Genomic DNA, 15,506 nt, shown 5'->3' with positions numbered 1-15,506 from the left:
ACATGAGCATCTTCCTGACTGAGACCGACCGCGTCATCGTCCAGGGCATGACCGGTTCCGAGGGCCGCAAGCACACCACCCGCATGCTCTCGGCCGGCACGAAGGTCGTCGCCGGCGTCAACCCCCGCAAGGCCGGCACCACCGTCGCCTTCGACGTCGCCCCCATCGGCCCCGGCGCCGGCGAGGTCCAGGCCGGAACCGTTGAGGTCCCCGTCTACGGCACCGTCGCCGAGGCCAAGGAGGCCACCGGCGCCGAGGTGAGCGTCGTCTTCGTCCCGCCCGCCTTCGCCAAGGGCGCCGTCGTCGAGGCCGTCGACGCCGGAGTGCGCCTCCTCGTCGTCATCACCGAGGGCATCCCGGTGGCCGACGCCACCTGGATGCGTGCCTACGCGGCCGACCACGGCGTGCAGATCATCGGCCCCAACTGCCCCGGCATCATCTCCCCGGCCCGCTCCAACGTGGGCATCACCCCGCCCGACATCACCGGCCCCGGCCCCCTGGGACTGGTCTCCAAGTCCGGGACCCTCACCTACCAGCTCATGCACGAGCTGTCCGACCTGGGCTTCACCACCTGCATCGGCATCGGTGGGGACCCGGTGGTCGGCACCACCCACATCGACGCCCTGGCCGCCTTCGAGGCCGACCCCGACACCCGCCTGGTCGTCATGATCGGTGAGATTGGGGGCGACGCCGAGGAGCGGGCCGCCGCCTACATCCGCGAGCACATGACCAAGCCGGTCGTCGCCTACGTCGCCGGCTTCACCGCACCCGAGGGCCGCACCATGGGGCACGCCGGCGCCATCGTCTCCGGCTCCTCGGGCACCGCCGAGGCCAAGAAGATCGCCCTGGAGGCCGCCGGCGTCCGGGTGGGGCGCACCCCCAGCCAGACCGCTGAGATCGCCCGTGAGCTCTACCGTCAGCTGGCCGGAGAGGTGAGCGCTTGAGCCTGGCGCGGCAGCGAGCCACCAGCCTGGCGTCCTGGGCCCTGTGGTCCCTGCGCGTGGGGGTCGAGTCAGTCGGCCTGGTCTGGCTGGTGGTGGTGCTGGCGACGATCGCCGTGTCCAAGGCGGCCGCCAGCCTCAACGCCGCGGCCATCCTCAGCGCAGGCGACGCCCTGCACACCGGGACCGCCCTGTGGAGCCTCGGCTTCGGGGGCTCGACCGCGCTGACCTCCGAGGACGACGGCGTGCTCAGCCTGCCGCTGCTGGGACTCACCCTGGTGCAGGCGGGCTGGACCTGGTTCTGCGTGCGGCGCGCCCACCCCTCCCGGCCGGCGGCCGGGGCGGCCATCGTCGTCGCCGCGACCGTCGTGGCGGCCCTGGCCTGCCTCACCGGCCCCGCCGGGCTGGACACCTGGCCCGCCGTCATCGGTATCGCCCTGCTCACCGGAGTCATCGTCGCCATCCAGCTCATGCGCGCCGGCCACCACTGGTCGCCCCTGACCCGCTGGTGGGACCGCCGACCCCATTGGCTGGGGCCGTCCCTGTCACTGGCCTACGGTGCCACGCGAGCCCTGAGCCTGCTGAGCCTGCTGGTGGTGGTTGCGGCCGTCTTCAGCGGTGCCGGCCGGGTCTCGGTCCTGCACGACTCCCTGGCCGGGGACGGCTTCGTCGCGATGGCCGGTCTGATCCTGCTTCAGGCCGGCTGGGTGCCGACCCTGCTCATCTGGGCCTGCTCCTGGCTCATCGGAGCCGGCTTCTCCGTGGGCACGGGCACCGTCTTCGCCCCCGACCGGGTGGTGGCCGGGCCCGTCCCGCGCCTGCCGCTGCTGGGGCTGGTGCCGTCGACGCCGCTGAGCAGCGTGGGCCTGTGGCTGCCCCTGGTGGTGACGGCCGGCGCCATGGTGGCCGCCTGGCGCCGTCGAGCGGTGCTCAACGCCCTGCGGGTGCGCTACGCCCTCAGCGCCGCCGGTCTGGCCGCCCTCCTCGTGGCCGTTGGCGTGGGCCTGCTGTGCCTGGCCGCCTCCGGGTCCGTGGGGCCGAACCGGATGAGCAGCGTCGGTCCGCTGGTCCTCTACACCGTCATCCTCGTCTTCGTCGAGGTCGGTGTCGGACTGGCGGCCATGGCCGTCCTGGCCCACCCCTACACGCGTACCTGGGCTCGCAACACCCTGCCCGAGTCGGTCCTGCCGGCGGCCTACCGGCGCCAGGACGCGCGCGACGATGCCGTTGACGAGGAGGACGATGCGGACGACGACGACGAGGCCTGAGCCCGCAGGTCAGCGCGCCGCGGTGCCCGCGCCGCTCAGGGCGCTGACGGCCGCGTCCACGCCCTCGACGAGCTCGGGCGTCACCGCCAGGAGCGCGGTCCCGGCCCGGTAGGTCATCCCGGGGATGGGGGTGTAGAGGACGTTCGCCTCCAAGAGGGCGCGTCCCTCCTTGATGTCTCGCCACAGCTCAGGATTCTCCCGGAAGAACCGCGCGACGCGCTCGTCGCGGGCCAGGTGCTCCAGGACGTTGTCGGCCGACTTGTGCGCCGCCCGCCCCGGCAGCCTGCGGGGAGGAATGTCGGTCTCGTCGTCGTCATCAATGGTGGGGGCCGCCCCCTGGTACTCGACGACGACCAGATGGTTCCCGGCAGGGGACAGCGCCAGGGCGTGGACGGGGCTGTCCACCGGCCGCTGGTCGATGGCCTCATCCCGGAAGTCGTCGGTGATCCGATAGCCCTCCAGGATGGCGAACTGCTCGCCGTTGCCGGTGTTGAGGCGGCGGGTCAGGTCCAGGATCTCGGCCTGCTGCTCCGACACTGAGGCGGCCAGGTCGCGCATCTGCCCGACCACTTGGGAGTCGGCCCCGGAGGCGGCCAGATCGGCGACGGTCTCATCGATCCGGCTGGGCTCCAGGGCATCGACACCGGTCACTCCCAGGGACTCGGCGAGCTCGCGAAGGCGCGCAATATCAGACTCGACCGCCACCTGCCGCTTGGTACGCGCCGTGAACAGCGCCTGACTCTCGGAGAAGCTCTCGGCGTTCCGGATCCGCCGGTTGACGGAGAGTTCGGCGGCCAGGTCGGTTCCGCCCCCGGCGGGACTGGCGCTCAGGGCCGAGCGCGGCATGTAGGTCATGGCGACGTCCAGCAGTGCCAGGCACGCCTGCCCCGGCGTGAGAGTGAGCAGGTGACTGATGAGGCTGCTCGACGACGGTGCCGTGCTGATGCGGCGCCCCGGGGCCCCCAGCGTCAGGACGAGGGACAGGCTCATGGCCACCGCCGCCAGCGCACCGATTGCGTAAAGGAGCCCCTGGGTGCCACTCAACCCGCTCCACCACTGGGAGAACAGGCGCGGCAGGGCGGAGAGGAACAGGTCGTCCTCGGTCTCCTTGAGCTCGGGGGCGAGCTGCCAGACGGTGCGTACCTCGTACATGCAGCACAGGAGGAACAGCACGACGCTGACCACCAGGATCCCCAGGCGGAAGCCCTGGCGGGCATTGGGCTCGGCGCCCGGCGTCGTGGCCTCCATGGCGTCGGCCCGCACGCCGCGCACCTGCTCGGCCGTGGCCCGTCCCGCCCGCATGGCGTACAGACGACCCTGGCGCAGGTCCCCGTAGGCGCCCCAGGTGACGGCCAGGTCGCCCCAGGTGAAGTTCGCCAGGGCCACCACCGAGACGATGAGGGCGCGCACGAAGGGCGGCGCCTCGGTGAGATTGGGGTAGCGGGGAGCCGGCGCCCCGGCCACCGTCCAGCCGTGCACGCCCGCGTAGGCGCGGCGGTGGGCGTCCAGGAGCAGGCAGGCGGCCATGAGGATGACGGACAGGGGGATGGCGCTCAGGCCTCCGCCGTTGACCCTCCACAGGAACATGAGCAGCGCCGGGAAACCGCCGCCGGAGTCGCTCTGGCCGAGCTGCTGGGCGATCCTGGCGATGTAGGTGGCGTGATCGCTGACCGACTGCAGGATGACCACGGCCGGCAGGATCCAGGCCACGATCCGCAGCCACACGAGGTTCTTGGCCCCTTCGAAGGCCGGGGAGTCCTTGAGGCGCCACAGCGTGATCGCCAGCGCCACCGCCATCGTGATGTTCGCGGTGCTCACCTGGTTGCTGACGGCCAGGACATTGCTGTTCTCCTGGGTCATCGACCCCGAGGTCCACGGGTTGAAGGAGAAGGGCAGGCGCCCGTTGCCCAGGACCGAGGAGAGCAGGCTGCTCTCCTCAAGGGCCCGAATGCCGTCGTTGAGGGCCGTCAGGCCCGCTCCGGCCGCGAAACCCAGCAGGGCCCAGTCGGAGGCCGCCAGGCGACGCATCCGCCCCGGCGCCAGGAAGACCACGAGCACCAGGGGCACCAGCGGGCTGAGAACCTCCAGGGCAATGGTCAGGGCGATACTCATCCCGTTGCCCATGACGGACAGGCCTGCGCGGGTACGCACCGAGCTCATGATGGCGGCCACGACGAGCGACCAGGCGGCGCCGACACCGTACATGAGCAGGACAGAGCGCCAGCTGATGGTGCGTGTGCGCGCCAGGAGGGCCACCACCATGAGGCACACGGCCATGAAGGCCGCCGGCACGGCGGCGTAGGCCAGCCTCGGGACCATCACCAGGGCGGCGATGAGCAGCGGGATCATCAGGACGTAGGCTCCGCGCGCCACCAGGTTCAGGGCACTGGACAATCCCGGATGGCGGCTCCACCAGCGCCGGTAGGCGGAGGCGGCCTCCTGCCACTGCTCCGGGGGAGTCCTCCGATATACCGGTGTTGCTGCGATGTTGATGGGCGCAGTCATGCTGTGGACTGTATGCGGTCCCTCAAGCCGCCCGCAAGGAAACAGGCCGTTCGGTCGGGCGATTCGCCGGGAGCGACATGGAAAACGTCAGGTCAGGCAGGCTCGGTGGCCTTATCCGATGCCGTCGTGGCCGCCACCCGATAGGATGAGGTCGGCTGCGACTGGCGAGGGTGGGGCACCACCGGGGAGTGGCCGAGGCCGTCCATGAAGGGGACGTCGCCCGCCTGGGCGTCCTGCTTCCTCACGCCACACCAGGAGCGCCATGTCCACGTCCCCGTCGTCCCAGTCCTCGCAGCCCACGAACCAGGCGGTCCCCACCGCTCATGTCCCCACCGAGGGCCTCGTCAGCCCCGACCGCGTCCCCGTGCGCCGCGCCCTCATCTCCGTCTATGACAAGACCGGCCTCCTCCCGCTCGCCCACGCCCTGGCCGACGCCGGTGTCGAGATCGTCTCCACCGGCTCCACCGCCGCCACCATCGCCGCCGCGGGCCTGGCCGTCACCCCGGTGGAGGAGGTCACCGGCTTCCCCGAGTGCCTCGAGGGACGGGTCAAGACCCTCCACCCGGCCGTCCACGCCGGCATCCTCGCCGACCGTCGCAAGCCCGACCACCTCGATCAGCTGGCCACCCTGGGGGTGACCCCCATCGACCTGGTCGTCGTCAACCTCTACCCCTTCACCGACACCGTCGCCTCCGGAGCCCCCTTCGACGCCTGCGTGGAGCAGATCGACATCGGTGGCCCCACCATGGTGCGCGCCGCCGCCAAGAACCACCCCGCTGTCGCCGTGGTGACCAGCCCCGACCGGTACGAGGACGTCGCGGCCGCCGTGCGAGAAGGCGGCTTCACCCTGGCCGGCCGCCGCCGCCTGGCCGCCGAGGCCTTCGCCCACACCGCCGCCTACGACGCGGCCGTGTCGACCTGGATGGCCGCCCAGATCGAGGCCAGCGACGTCGCCCACGCCACGGACTCGGCCGAGGTCGAAGCCAGCGGGCCGGCCGCACCGCCGGCCTACGTCGGCGTCGGCTACGAGCGCCTGGCGAGCCTGCGCTACGGGGAGAACCCCCACCAGCGGGCCGCCGTCTACCGCATCGCCGGGGCGAGCGGGGGAGTGGCCGGGGCCCGCCAGCTCCACGGCAAGGCCATGAGCTACAACAACTACACCGACACCGACGCAGCCGTGCGCGCCGCCTACGACCACGGCCAGGCCGTCACGGTCGCCGTCGTCAAGCACGCCAACCCCTGCGGCATCGCGGTCTCGGCCGCCGGCGACGTCGCCGAGGCCCACCGCAAGGCCCACGCCTGCGACCCGGTCTCCGCCTACGGCGGCGTCATCGCCACCAACACGGTCGTCACCGCCGAGATGGCCCGTCAGATCAAGCCGATCTTCACTGAGGTCGTCGCCGCCCCCGCCTTCGACGACGAGGCCGTGGAGATCCTGTCCACCAAGAAGAACCTGCGCCTGCTCCTCGTCGAGGCCCCCCAGCGCGAGGGCTACGAGATCAAGCAGGTCTCGGGAGGTGCCGTCATCCAGGAGCGTGACGTCCTGGATGCCGCCGGCGACGACCCCTCGACCTGGACCCTGGCCGCGGGCCCGGCCGCCGACGACGCGCTCCTGGCCGATCTGGTCTTCGCCTGGCGCTCGGTGCGTGCCGTGCGCTCCAACGCGGTCCTCCTGGCTCATGACGGTGCCACCGTCGGTGTGGGCATGGGGCAGGTCAACCGCGTCGACTCCTGCAAGCTGGCCGTCGAGCGGGCCAACACCCTGGGGGCCCGCTCCACCGGCGACGCCGCACTCGACGGCTCCCAGCAGGAGAAGGGGGCTGTGGGTGGGGCCGACGCCGCCGATGTCCTGGCAGGAGCGGCCGCACCACAGCGCGCCCGCGGGGCCGTGGCCGCCTCCGACGCCTTCTTCCCCTTCGCCGACGGCCTCCAGGTCCTCATCGACGCCGGGGTCCGCGCCGTCGTCCAGCCGGGTGGCTCCATCCGTGACCAGGAGGTCATCGACGCCGCCCAGGCCGCCGGCGTCACCATGTACCTCACCGGCACCCGCCACTTCTCCCACTGATCTCCCACTGGGTCGCCTGCGCCGCCTGGTGCCCGGCTCCTCGCGCCGGGCACCAGGCGGGCGTGCCAGTCGGAGAAAGGTCATGGACCCGCACCCCACGCGCCGATAGGCTCCTGCCCGTGACTCATGACCCGCATCCCCAGCAGGCCGAGCACAAGGAGCCCTACCGCACCATCTGTGTTGTCCTCGTTGCCCTCGGCCTGGCGGCTGTCCCAGCCATCGCCTTGCTCGGGCACCGCCGCATCGCCGTCCTGTGGGCGGCCGCCGGGATCCTGATGCTGGCCATCGTCCGGATCCAGCGCCCCGACGGCACCTGGCTGGCGGCGCGCAGCCGCCTGTTCGACGTCGTCCTCGGCATCGGCCTGGCCGCCGTCCTGATGCTCCTGTCGCCTTACGTCAACCTGCCCCGCATCCTGTGAGCGGGGAGCCCCTCTGCCGACCGCGTGAGTTCTCACGGCGACGCTGTGCGCCGCCCCGTGTGATCTGTGCCTTGGGAGTGCTCATTCTTCGGTCCGGTGCGGCGCCGTGACCAAGCGGTATGGCACGCTGGCCCCAGTCAAGACGTCTTGTCATCTCGTTTCACACCCTGAAGGTCCCTCCATGTCAAGCAATCCCTCAGCCTCGCCCTCGCTGGCCCATCGTCTCAGCCACAGCATCCTGACCTGGGTCATTGGCGCGATCCTGCTGGCCCTGCTCCTGGGCTCGATCCGCTTCGGGGGCCACCCGCTCATTCCCAAGCCCGTCGGCAATGTCTTCGCGACCTTCTCCGACCTGTTCAGCCAGTTCCTCAGCTTCTCCATCCCGCTCATCATCATCGGCTTGGTGACTCCCGCCATCGCCGACCTGGGGCGCGGGGCCGGCAAGTGGCTCGGGATCACCACGGCCCTGGCCTACGCCTCGACCCTCTTCGCAGGCTTCCTCACCTTCCTGGTGTGCTACGCCACCTTCCCCCGCCTGCTCGCCGGAACCTCTCTGGCCGACGTGTCCAAGCCGGAGGGGGCTCTGAGCAGCTACTTCACGGTGGAGATGCCGCCGGCCGTCGAGGTCATGACCGCCCTGCTGCTGTCCTTCGTCCTGGGCATCGGCCTGTCCATGGTGCCCCGGGGCGTGCTGCGCAAGGGATTCATCGAGTTCCGAGCCATCATCACCCGCCTCATCGAGCGGCTCATCATCCCGCTGCTGCCCCTGCACATCTTCGGCATCTTCCTCAACCTCACCTACACCGGGGCGGCCGGGGCGGTGATGAAGGCGCTTCTGCGCGTCGTCGTCGTGGTCCTCATCCTCGAGGTCGTCATCCTGGGCATCCAGTTCCTCACCGCGGGACTCATCGGCCGTCGCAATCCGCTCAAGGCACTGCTCACCATGCTTCCGGCCTACCTGACGGCTCTGGGCACCTCCTCGTCGGCGGCCACGATCCCGGTCACCCTGCGTCAGACGAAGAAGAACGGCGTCTCCGACGCGGTGGCCTCCTTCACCATCCCCCTGTGCGCCACGATCCACCTGGCGGGGTCGACCTCGAAGATCTTCTCCTTCGCCTTCGCGATCGTCCTCACCCAGGACCTGCACGTGAGCACCACCCAGTGGATCGGCTTCATCTTCATGCTCGGCATCACGATGGTGGCCGCGCCGGGTGTCCCCGGGGGCGCCATCATGGCGGCCACCGGTCTGCTGTCCTCCATGCTCGGCTTCAACGACCAGCAGGTGGCCCTCATGATCGCCACCTACATCGCCCTGGACTCCTTCGGCACGGCCACGAACGTCACCGGTGACGGCGCCATCGCCATCATCGTGGACCGTATGGCCGGCGGCTCCGTCAACGACGAGGGCGACCCGGAGAACGTTCGCGAGCTCTCCTTCGACGGCATGGCCTACCTCCACGCGGTCAGCGTCGAGGGGGTCGTCAGCCCCGAGGAGCTCGAGGCCTCGGCCGCGGCCACCCGCTCGGGCGAGTAGAACCGGGGCAGCGCAGTCAGCCGATCGGGCGCCGGGAGTCAATCGACTCCCGGCGCCCGATCAGTATCTCGGCCTGAGACCCGACTGAAACCGCGTGAATCCGCGTAGGCTTGCCGCGCTCTCAGCGACCTCGGCCGATCAGTGTGCGCAGTGGTCCGGGCTCGTCCAGGAGCTTGGCCGGCGGCCCCGTCTGCACGATCGTCCCCGCATCCATGACGACGACGTGGTCGGCCTGCTCGGACCACTGCAAGCGGTGAGTGATCTCAATGATCGTCGCCTGCGGAAGATAGGTGCGCACCCCGATGCGCACCCGCTCATCCAGGTCAGGATCCAGGTGGGAGGTGAACTCATCGAGGATGAGCACCCCGGGACGGGCCAGGAGTGCGCGGGCCAGTGCCAGGCGCTGGCGCTGGCCCCCGGACAGGGACTGGCCGCGCTCGCCCACGAGGGTGTCGTAACCGTCCTCGAGGGCCTCGATGTCCTCATCGATGCAGGCCGCTCGGCACGCCCGGCGCACCTGGGCGTCCGTGGCCGAGGGCGCCGCCAGGCGCACGTTGTCCGCAATGGTGGCCCGCATGAGGTGAACCCGCTGATCCACCAGGCCGATCTCCTGGTAGAGGCTGACGGCACGCAGATCGCTCACGTCCTGGCCGTCGATGAGGATGCGGCCCGAGTCCGGCTCATCGAAGCGCACCGCCAGTTGGGCCAGTGTGGACTTGCCCGATCCGGAGGCCCCCACGATGCAGGTCCACCGTCCGGCCCTGGCCCTGATGCTGACGCCGCGGACGGCCTGGGCGGCGGTGTTGGGGTAGGAGTAGGTGACGTCCTGCCACAGGACCTCGTGGGAGATACCGGGGGTCAGCTCCTCAACGCCGTCGCGCACCTCCACCGGGGCGTTGACGACCTCCCACACTCTCTCAGCCGAGGCGAAGGAGGCATTGAGCGCGCTCGAGAGCTCCTCGACCCCGCGGATGGTCTCAGACAGCCGCAGCACCGCAGCGGCCGCGGCCGCCAGGAGGGGGATGCCCGTGCCCGAGCCGGTCGCCGGCAGTGTCGCACCCGCGGCAACGACGGCGATCGGCGCGCTCAGACCCGCCAGCTGGTTGAGGCCTCGCCTCACGGCGGCCCACTGCCCGGTTGGCCGCGCGGCACCGGCGATCTCGGCGTCGATCCTGGCCATCTCATCGAGACGCTCCTGGCTGCGCCCGTACCCGACGACCTCGCTCATGCCCTGAACGGTGTCGGTCACGTGCTGGGTGAGTTCCGCTCGCGCCGCCGAGACCGAGCGGGAGGCATCCACTGAGGCGGCGAACCCCAGGCGGGGCACGATGAGCAGCTGGAGCACCACGAAGGGGAGCGCCGCCAGGAACACCAGCCAGGACACCTTCAGGCCGATGAGCGTGAGTACCGTCATCGGTACGACGACGGCGCAGACCGCTGGAGCGAAGGTGTGGGCGAAGAAGACCTCGATCCGGTCCACGTCCTTGGTGGCCCGCGACAGCAGGTCACCCGAGCGCGACGTCGCACTGACCCTGGGGGAGCGGGGAATGAGCGAACGGAAGATCTGGCCGCGCAGCAGCTCGAGGGCCTTGAAGGCCACCAGGTGCCCGAGGAACTGCTCGGCGTAGCGCAGGGCCGCCTTGAGCAGGGACAGTCCCGCCATGACGGCCAGCACCGGCCAGATGGCGGGCACCGGTGCGTCCGTCGTCATCGCCAGACCTGCCCGGGCCACGGCGTAGGCGCCCAAGGAGAACAGGGCCACGCCGCACAGCATGTCAGTGATACGGCACAGGGTGGAGCCCAGCAGCGGTGAGAGGACCGGGCGGGTGACCTGAAGCAGCCAGCGCACCAGCATCGCACGGGAGACAGGCGCCTGCGTGGAGGAATCGGCCCGGCCGGTCCCGCTGCCCCGCCCCGAGCCGGCGGCCCTCGAGTGGGGCGCTGAGGACCGTCTCGACTGGATCGATCGGATCATGCCCGCTCCTCCTGGTGATCCCCGTCGGAGGCCTTGGAGGAGGACCCGTCGGCCCCGGTGGCTTCCTGAGCGGGCGCCGCGCCGGCGGATGTGGGCGTCCCGGCTCCACCCACCTCGTGGACCGCCCCGTCCTCAACCCTCACCGTCCGGTCCGCTGCGGTCAGCGCCCCGACGCGATGGGAGATGGTGACGACCGTGCGGCCCTGGGACAGCTGCTCAAGGGATTCCACGATGGCCGCCTCGCTGGCGAGATCCACCTGGCTGGTGGGTTCGTCCAGGAGCAGTACGGGGCGGTCGGCCAGGAAGGCACGGGCCAGGGACAGGCGCTGGGCCTGGCCGCCCGACAGCCCCAGGCCGGCCTCGCCGACCTGCGTCTCCAGCCCTTCAGGCATGAGCGCCACCTCCTTGTCCAGGCGGGCCACCTCCAGGGCCTGCCACATCTGCGACGGCGTCGCGTAGGGCTGGGCCAGGCGCAGGTTGTCGGCAATCGTCCCGGTGAACAGCCAGGTCGTCTGTGCCACCAGTGCGGAGGCCGAGCGCACCTCGTCCTGCGTCGCGGCGCTCAGCTCGGTGCCCTCGACGCGCACGGTTCCACCGCTGGGTAGCAGGTTGCCGGCAAGCACCGCCATGAGCGTCGACTTGCCCGCCCCCGAGGGGCCGACCACCGCCAGGCTCTCGCCGCGGCGCACGCTCAGGTTGACGCCCTCCAGCACCGGATCGGCGTCCCAGGCGGCCTCGACGTCGTCGAGCACGATGGAGGACTGAGCGGCAGCCGGCGAGGAGACCGCGGCCCCGGGACGAGCGGTCGAGCGGGGCAGGGGCCGCGACAGGATCCTGCGGATGGCGCGCTGGTTGGCCATTCCGGCCATGCCCACGTAGAAGAAGGCGCCCACGTGGTCCAGCGGCTCGAGGAGCACGTAGGAGGTCAGGACGATCGCCAAGGCGTCACTGATGTCGATGGCGCCGGAGGACAGACGCACCAGGGCCAGACCTGCGGCCACGGTGATGAGGAAGAGCGAGAACAGGCCGTCGGTGAGCAGGATGACGAGCTGGTTGCCCGCCAGCAGCCCCATGACGGCGCGTCGGTTCGACTCCCCCTCCAGGCGCAAGCGTGCACTGGTGCGCTCCGCGGCCCGGGCCAGGGTGAGGGTGCGCAGTCCCTGGATCGCGTCGAGGTACTCGGCGGCCAGGCGCATCCGCGCCCGTCGGGAGTCCGACGACGAGGCCCGCAGCCGCGAGTGGCACCAGGCGATGAAGACCGGGACCACGATGACGGCCGCCGCCAGGACAAGGGCGGGAACGACGTCGACGAAGGCGGCCAACTCGATGAGCACCAGCAGGGGAGCCGCAGCGGCCGCCAATGTGGGGGCCAGGAAGGTCTGCCGGTAGAGGGCCACCCGCTCTGCGCCGTCGGTCAGCAGGGAGGCGGTCGCACCGCTGCGGACGTCGGCGGCGCGTGCCGGGCCCAGCCCCAGCAGGTGAGCCAGGGTGAGGCGGCGCAGGTGCGCCTCCTCGGTGAGCGCACTGAAACGGGCGACCCGCTGGGCCACCAGCTGGCAGGTGGCGCTCACGGCGGCCGCGGCCAGGGCCTGGGCGAGCAGGCCCGCCGCAGGCGAGGAGCTCAGCAGGGCGCCCAGGGCGCGTCCGGTGCAGATGAGGCACCACCCGGCTCCCAGGGCGCCCATGAGCGTCAGACCGAAGGAGAGGGCGCCTGCCCGACGCCCGGCCGGTGAGGAGACCGTGGGGCGGGGCGGGGAGCCGCGGCGCAGTGGCGCGAGGATGGGCGCGGGGGATCGGCGTGAGCTCATCACGGTCCTGGAAACGAGAAATGGGTTGGGGGAGGCCTCCAGCGTATCGACTAGGACGGGAGGTTGTCAGGGGCGGTGAGTATCTTGCTGGAATCACGGGCTACCAGGAGGAATCCCACCTCCATGGCTACGGGAAGTGGTGAGAGTCACGAAATACGGTGGATCGGTGTGTTCACCTGCACGAACGTCATAGCGTTGTCCTGCCGGGCTGCCGCCTGCGGCCCGCGACGACACACGTCTCGAAGGAGTCCTCGATGGCTAACGCTCCCGTCAACATCACCATCACCGGTGCTGCCGGCAACATCGGCTACGCCCTGCTGTTCCGCATCGCCTCCGGCGCCCTGCTCGGCCCGGACCAGCGCGTCAACCTCCGTCTGCTGGAGATCCCGCCGGCCGTCAAGGCCGCTGAGGGTACCGCGATGGAGCTGTTCGACTCCGCCTTCCCGACCCTGGGCAGTGTCGACATCTTCGACGACGCCAAGGCCGCCTTCGAGGGCGCCAACATCGCCTTCCTCGTCGGCTCCATGCCCCGCAAGGCCGGTATGGAGCGCGCCGACCTGCTCTCCGCCAACGGCGGCATCTTCGGTCCCCAGGGTGAGGCCCTCAACGCCGGTGCCGCCGAGGACATCAAGGTGCTCGTCGTGGGCAACCCCGCCAACACCAACGCCCTCATCGCGGCCTCGCACGCCCCCGACATCCCCTCCTCGCGCTTCACGGCCATGACCCGTCTGGACCACAACCGCGCCCTGGCCCAGCTGGCGACCAAGGCCGGCTGCCACGTCACCGACATCGACAAGGTCACCGTCTGGGGCAACCACTCCTCCACTCAGTACCCCGACCTGACCCAGGCCACCGTCAAGGGCTCGCCCATCACCGACATCCTGGCCGACCGGGCCTGGGTCGAGGACGACTTCATCCCGACCGTCGCCAAGCGCGGCGCCGCCATCATCGATGCTCGCGGCGCCTCCTCGGCGGCCTCGGCGGCCTCTGCGGCCATCGACCACGTGCACGACTGGGTGCTGGGCACCTCCGGGTCCTGGACCTCCTCCTCGGTCATGTCCGACGGCTCCTACGGCGTGCCCGAGGGCATCATCTCCTCCTTCCCCTGCACCTCGGAGAATGGGGAGTGGAAGATCGTCCAGGGTCTCGAGATCGACGACTTCTCCCGCGCCAAGATCGATGCCTCGGCGGCCGAGCTCGTCGAGGAGAAGAACACCGTGGCCTCCATGGGGCTCATCTGAGCCCTTCGGGCCCTCCGGCTCGGCGCCTGGGCTCGGCCTGAGAGCCGACCCGGGGCCGACCCTCTCCTGGTACGGACCACCTTGGGGCGTGGGGGACCGTAAGGCCCTGCCGCTCTTCCATCCGGGTCCTCGTCGCTCACCCGAGCGGCGAGGACCCTTTTTCACACATCGGAGCAGATTGGGCAGCGGACGAATCATTGCTGCTGCTGGTATGGACCGGTCATTCACGACCGGTACAATGATTGTTCGCGCAACGTATGTTTGAGTTTCGCTCAGTTTAGGTCTACTCTCCTTGCGAGTTCAGATGACTAGACAACATCTGGCCTCGCCGCCCGCGGCAACGGTGCCGTGGTCATGAGACACCGTCGTTTCTAAGGAGCAGTCCCATGCGTCCCACCCACTATCTCTCCCGCCGCGCCGTGCTGGCGGGGTTGGGAACCACTGCAGTCGCCGCCACCCTGGCCGCCTGTGCCACCTCCGGCAGCTCCGGCTCGAAGTCCGGTGGAGCCGCCGGTGAGGGGGACGCCAGCCAGGTCGACGTCGTCACCTGGTGGTCGGCCGGCTCGGAGAAGCTCGGTCTGGATGCCCTGGTCAAGGTCTTCAACCAGCAGTTCCCCAAGACGAAGTTCGAGAACAAGGCCGTCTCCGGCGGCGCCGGCAGCCAGGCCAAGCAGAAGCTCGCCGCCGACCTGGCCGCCAAGAACCCGCCGGACACCTACCAGGCCCACGCCGGCGCCGAGATCAAGGACCACATCGAGGCCGGCTACCTGCTGGACGTGTCCAACCTCTACGAGGAGTTCAAGCTCAACGAGGCCTTCCCGGCCACCCTCATGGACCGCCTCAAGGACTCCGACGGCAAGATCTACTCCGTGCCCTCCAACATCCACCGGGCCAACGTCGTGTGGGCCTCGGTGCCCGCGCTCAAGGCCGCCGGGCTCGACCCGACCAAGCCCGCCACCACCATCGACGCCTGGATCGCCGACATGGAGAAGGTCAAGGCCGCCGGCCTGACCCCCATCACCATGGGTATGGCCTGGACCCAGCTCGAGCTGCTCGAGACCATCCTCATCGCCGACCTGGGCGTAGACGCCTACAACGGGCTCTTCGCAGGCAAGACCGACTGGGGCGGCGCCGAGGTCACCAAGGCGCTGGGGCACTACAAGACCATCGTGGGCTTCACCGACTCCTCCCTTTACACCGAGGACTGGGAGCCCGCCATGAAGCCCATCATGGACGGCAAGGCCGCCTTCAACGTCATGGGCGACTGGGCCGTGGCCGGCTTCGACGCCGCCGGCAAGAAGGCCGGCCAGGACTACGTCTACTTCCCGGTCCCGGGCACCGACGGCGTCTTCGACTTCCTGGCCGACTCCTTCACCCTTCCCGACGGCGCCAAGCACCCCGGTGGTGCCAAGAACTGGCTCAACACCATCTCCTCCAAGGACGGCCAGATCGCCTTCAACACGGTCAAGGGCTCCATCCCGGCCCGCACCGACCTCACTGACGAGGAGAAGGGCAAGTTCTCCGAGTACCAGCGCTCGGCCATGGAGTCCTTCGCCAAGGACAAGATCGTCTCCTCCATCGCTCACGGCGCGGCCCTTCCGTCGAAGGCCACCAACGCGATGAACGACGCCCTGACCAAGTTCGCCCAGGGCGCCTCCGACGTCGCCGCCCTGCAGGCCGACCTCAAGGCCGCTGCCGCCTCCTGACCGGTTCCCCGGGGACGGGGGCGGGCCGTGCGCCCGCTCTGGTC

General features: G+C 70.4%; 10 protein-coding genes and 1 riboswitch. Of the genes, 7 read left to right on the top strand and 3 right to left on the bottom strand.

Going from position 1 to position 15,506, the window contains the following annotated elements; genetic code table 11:
• Nucleotides 1-2 precede the first annotated feature (2 nt).
• Nucleotides 3-944 (top strand): succinate--CoA ligase subunit alpha, encoded by a 942-nt coding sequence (gene sucD / locus JJJ14_RS09010; protein WP_009747943.1) that lies wholly within the window; start codon nucleotides 3-5, stop codon nucleotides 942-944.
• Nucleotides 941-2,209 (top strand): cell division protein PerM, encoded by a 1,269-nt coding sequence (locus JJJ14_RS09005; protein WP_201443921.1) that lies wholly within the window; start codon nucleotides 941-943, stop codon nucleotides 2,207-2,209. The genes sucD and JJJ14_RS09005 overlap by 4 nt, the downstream gene beginning before the upstream one ends.
• A gap of 9 nt (nucleotides 2,210-2,218) precedes the next feature.
• Here JJJ14_RS09005 and JJJ14_RS09000 read toward each other — a convergent pair whose 3' ends face one another.
• On the bottom strand, nucleotides 2,219-4,714 hold the full coding sequence (locus JJJ14_RS09000) for a hypothetical protein (protein WP_201443920.1): 2,496 nt from the start codon (nucleotides 4,712-4,714) through the stop codon (nucleotides 2,219-2,221).
• A 147-nt stretch (nucleotides 4,715-4,861) separates the two neighbouring features.
• Nucleotides 4,862-4,951, top strand: a riboswitch (ZMP/ZTP riboswitch).
• A gap of 25 nt (nucleotides 4,952-4,976) precedes the next feature.
• Between JJJ14_RS09000 and purH the strand changes: the two genes are divergently transcribed.
• The 3 genes from purH (at nucleotide 4,977) to JJJ14_RS08980 (ending at nucleotide 8,732) form a co-directional block, all read left to right on the top strand.
• Nucleotides 4,977-6,779, top strand: a complete 1,803-nt coding sequence (gene purH, locus JJJ14_RS08990) for a bifunctional phosphoribosylaminoimidazolecarboxamide formyltransferase/IMP cyclohydrolase (RefSeq protein ID WP_201443919.1) — start codon at nucleotides 4,977-4,979, stop codon at nucleotides 6,777-6,779.
• A 119-nt stretch (nucleotides 6,780-6,898) separates the two neighbouring features.
• Nucleotides 6,899-7,198 carry a DUF3017 domain-containing protein gene (locus tag JJJ14_RS08985; RefSeq protein WP_009747903.1) on the top strand — a complete coding sequence of 100 codons (300 nt, stop codon included), beginning with the start codon at nucleotides 6,899-6,901 and terminating at the stop codon, nucleotides 7,196-7,198.
• A 181-nt stretch (nucleotides 7,199-7,379) separates the two neighbouring features.
• Nucleotides 7,380-8,732 (top strand): dicarboxylate/amino acid:cation symporter, encoded by a 1,353-nt coding sequence (locus tag JJJ14_RS08980; RefSeq protein WP_201443918.1) that lies wholly within the window; start codon nucleotides 7,380-7,382, stop codon nucleotides 8,730-8,732.
• Between the two features lie 121 nt (nucleotides 8,733-8,853).
• Here JJJ14_RS08980 and JJJ14_RS08975 read toward each other — a convergent pair whose 3' ends face one another.
• Both JJJ14_RS08975 and JJJ14_RS08970 read right to left on the bottom strand, forming a co-directional pair.
• Nucleotides 8,854-10,707 carry an amino acid ABC transporter ATP-binding/permease protein gene (locus JJJ14_RS08975; protein ID WP_201443917.1) on the bottom strand — a complete coding sequence of 618 codons (1,854 nt, stop codon included), beginning with the start codon at nucleotides 10,705-10,707 and terminating at the stop codon, nucleotides 8,854-8,856.
• The gene (locus tag JJJ14_RS08970) at nucleotides 10,704-12,515 is read right to left on the bottom strand and encodes an ABC transporter ATP-binding protein/permease (protein WP_201443916.1); all 1,812 of its coding nucleotides are present in this window, start codon (nucleotides 12,513-12,515) and stop codon (nucleotides 10,704-10,706) included. The genes JJJ14_RS08975 and JJJ14_RS08970 overlap by 4 nt, the downstream gene beginning before the upstream one ends.
• A gap of 254 nt (nucleotides 12,516-12,769) precedes the next feature.
• Between JJJ14_RS08970 and JJJ14_RS08965 the strand changes: the two genes are divergently transcribed.
• Both JJJ14_RS08965 and JJJ14_RS08960 read left to right on the top strand, forming a co-directional pair.
• Nucleotides 12,770-13,756, top strand: coding sequence for a malate dehydrogenase (locus JJJ14_RS08965; protein WP_075373778.1), 987 nt, complete (start codon nucleotides 12,770-12,772; stop codon nucleotides 13,754-13,756).
• 386 nt (nucleotides 13,757-14,142) lie between these two features.
• Entirely contained in the window at nucleotides 14,143-15,462 is a 1,320-nt protein-coding gene (locus tag JJJ14_RS08960; RefSeq protein WP_009407007.1) for an ABC transporter substrate-binding protein, read from the top strand.
• Nucleotides 15,463-15,506: the final 44 nt, after the last annotated feature.

The sequence above is a fragment of the Actinomyces sp. HMT 175 genome, from assembly GCF_016694895.1.
In the GTDB taxonomy this organism is placed as follows: domain Bacteria; phylum Actinomycetota; class Actinomycetes; order Actinomycetales; family Actinomycetaceae; genus Actinomyces; species Actinomyces oris.
The sequence above is the reverse complement of the archived record's forward strand: the minus strand, read 5'-3'. Positions and strand labels throughout refer to the sequence as shown.

What these genes read in the sequence shown, in the direction of transcription:
- JJJ14_RS08970 (WP_201443916.1), bottom strand. Translation starts at nt 12,515, where the DNA reads ATGAGCTCACGCCGATCCCCCGCGCCCATCCTCGCGCCACTGCGCCGC.
- purH (WP_201443919.1), top strand. Translation starts at nt 4,977, where the DNA reads ATGTCCACGTCCCCGTCGTCCCAGTCCTCGCAGCCCACGAACCAGGCG.
- JJJ14_RS08975 (WP_201443917.1), bottom strand. Translation starts at nt 10,707, where the DNA reads ATGATCCGATCGATCCAGTCGAGACGGTCCTCAGCGCCCCACTCGAGG.
- sucD (WP_009747943.1), top strand. Translation starts at nt 3, where the DNA reads ATGAGCATCTTCCTGACTGAGACCGACCGCGTCATCGTCCAGGGCATG.
- JJJ14_RS08980 (WP_201443918.1), top strand. Translation starts at nt 7,380, where the DNA reads ATGTCAAGCAATCCCTCAGCCTCGCCCTCGCTGGCCCATCGTCTCAGC.
- JJJ14_RS09000 (WP_201443920.1), bottom strand. Translation starts at nt 4,714, where the DNA reads ATGACTGCGCCCATCAACATCGCAGCAACACCGGTATATCGGAGGACT.
- JJJ14_RS08960 (WP_009407007.1), top strand. Translation starts at nt 14,143, where the DNA reads ATGCGTCCCACCCACTATCTCTCCCGCCGCGCCGTGCTGGCGGGGTTG.
- JJJ14_RS08965 (WP_075373778.1), top strand. Translation starts at nt 12,770, where the DNA reads ATGGCTAACGCTCCCGTCAACATCACCATCACCGGTGCTGCCGGCAAC.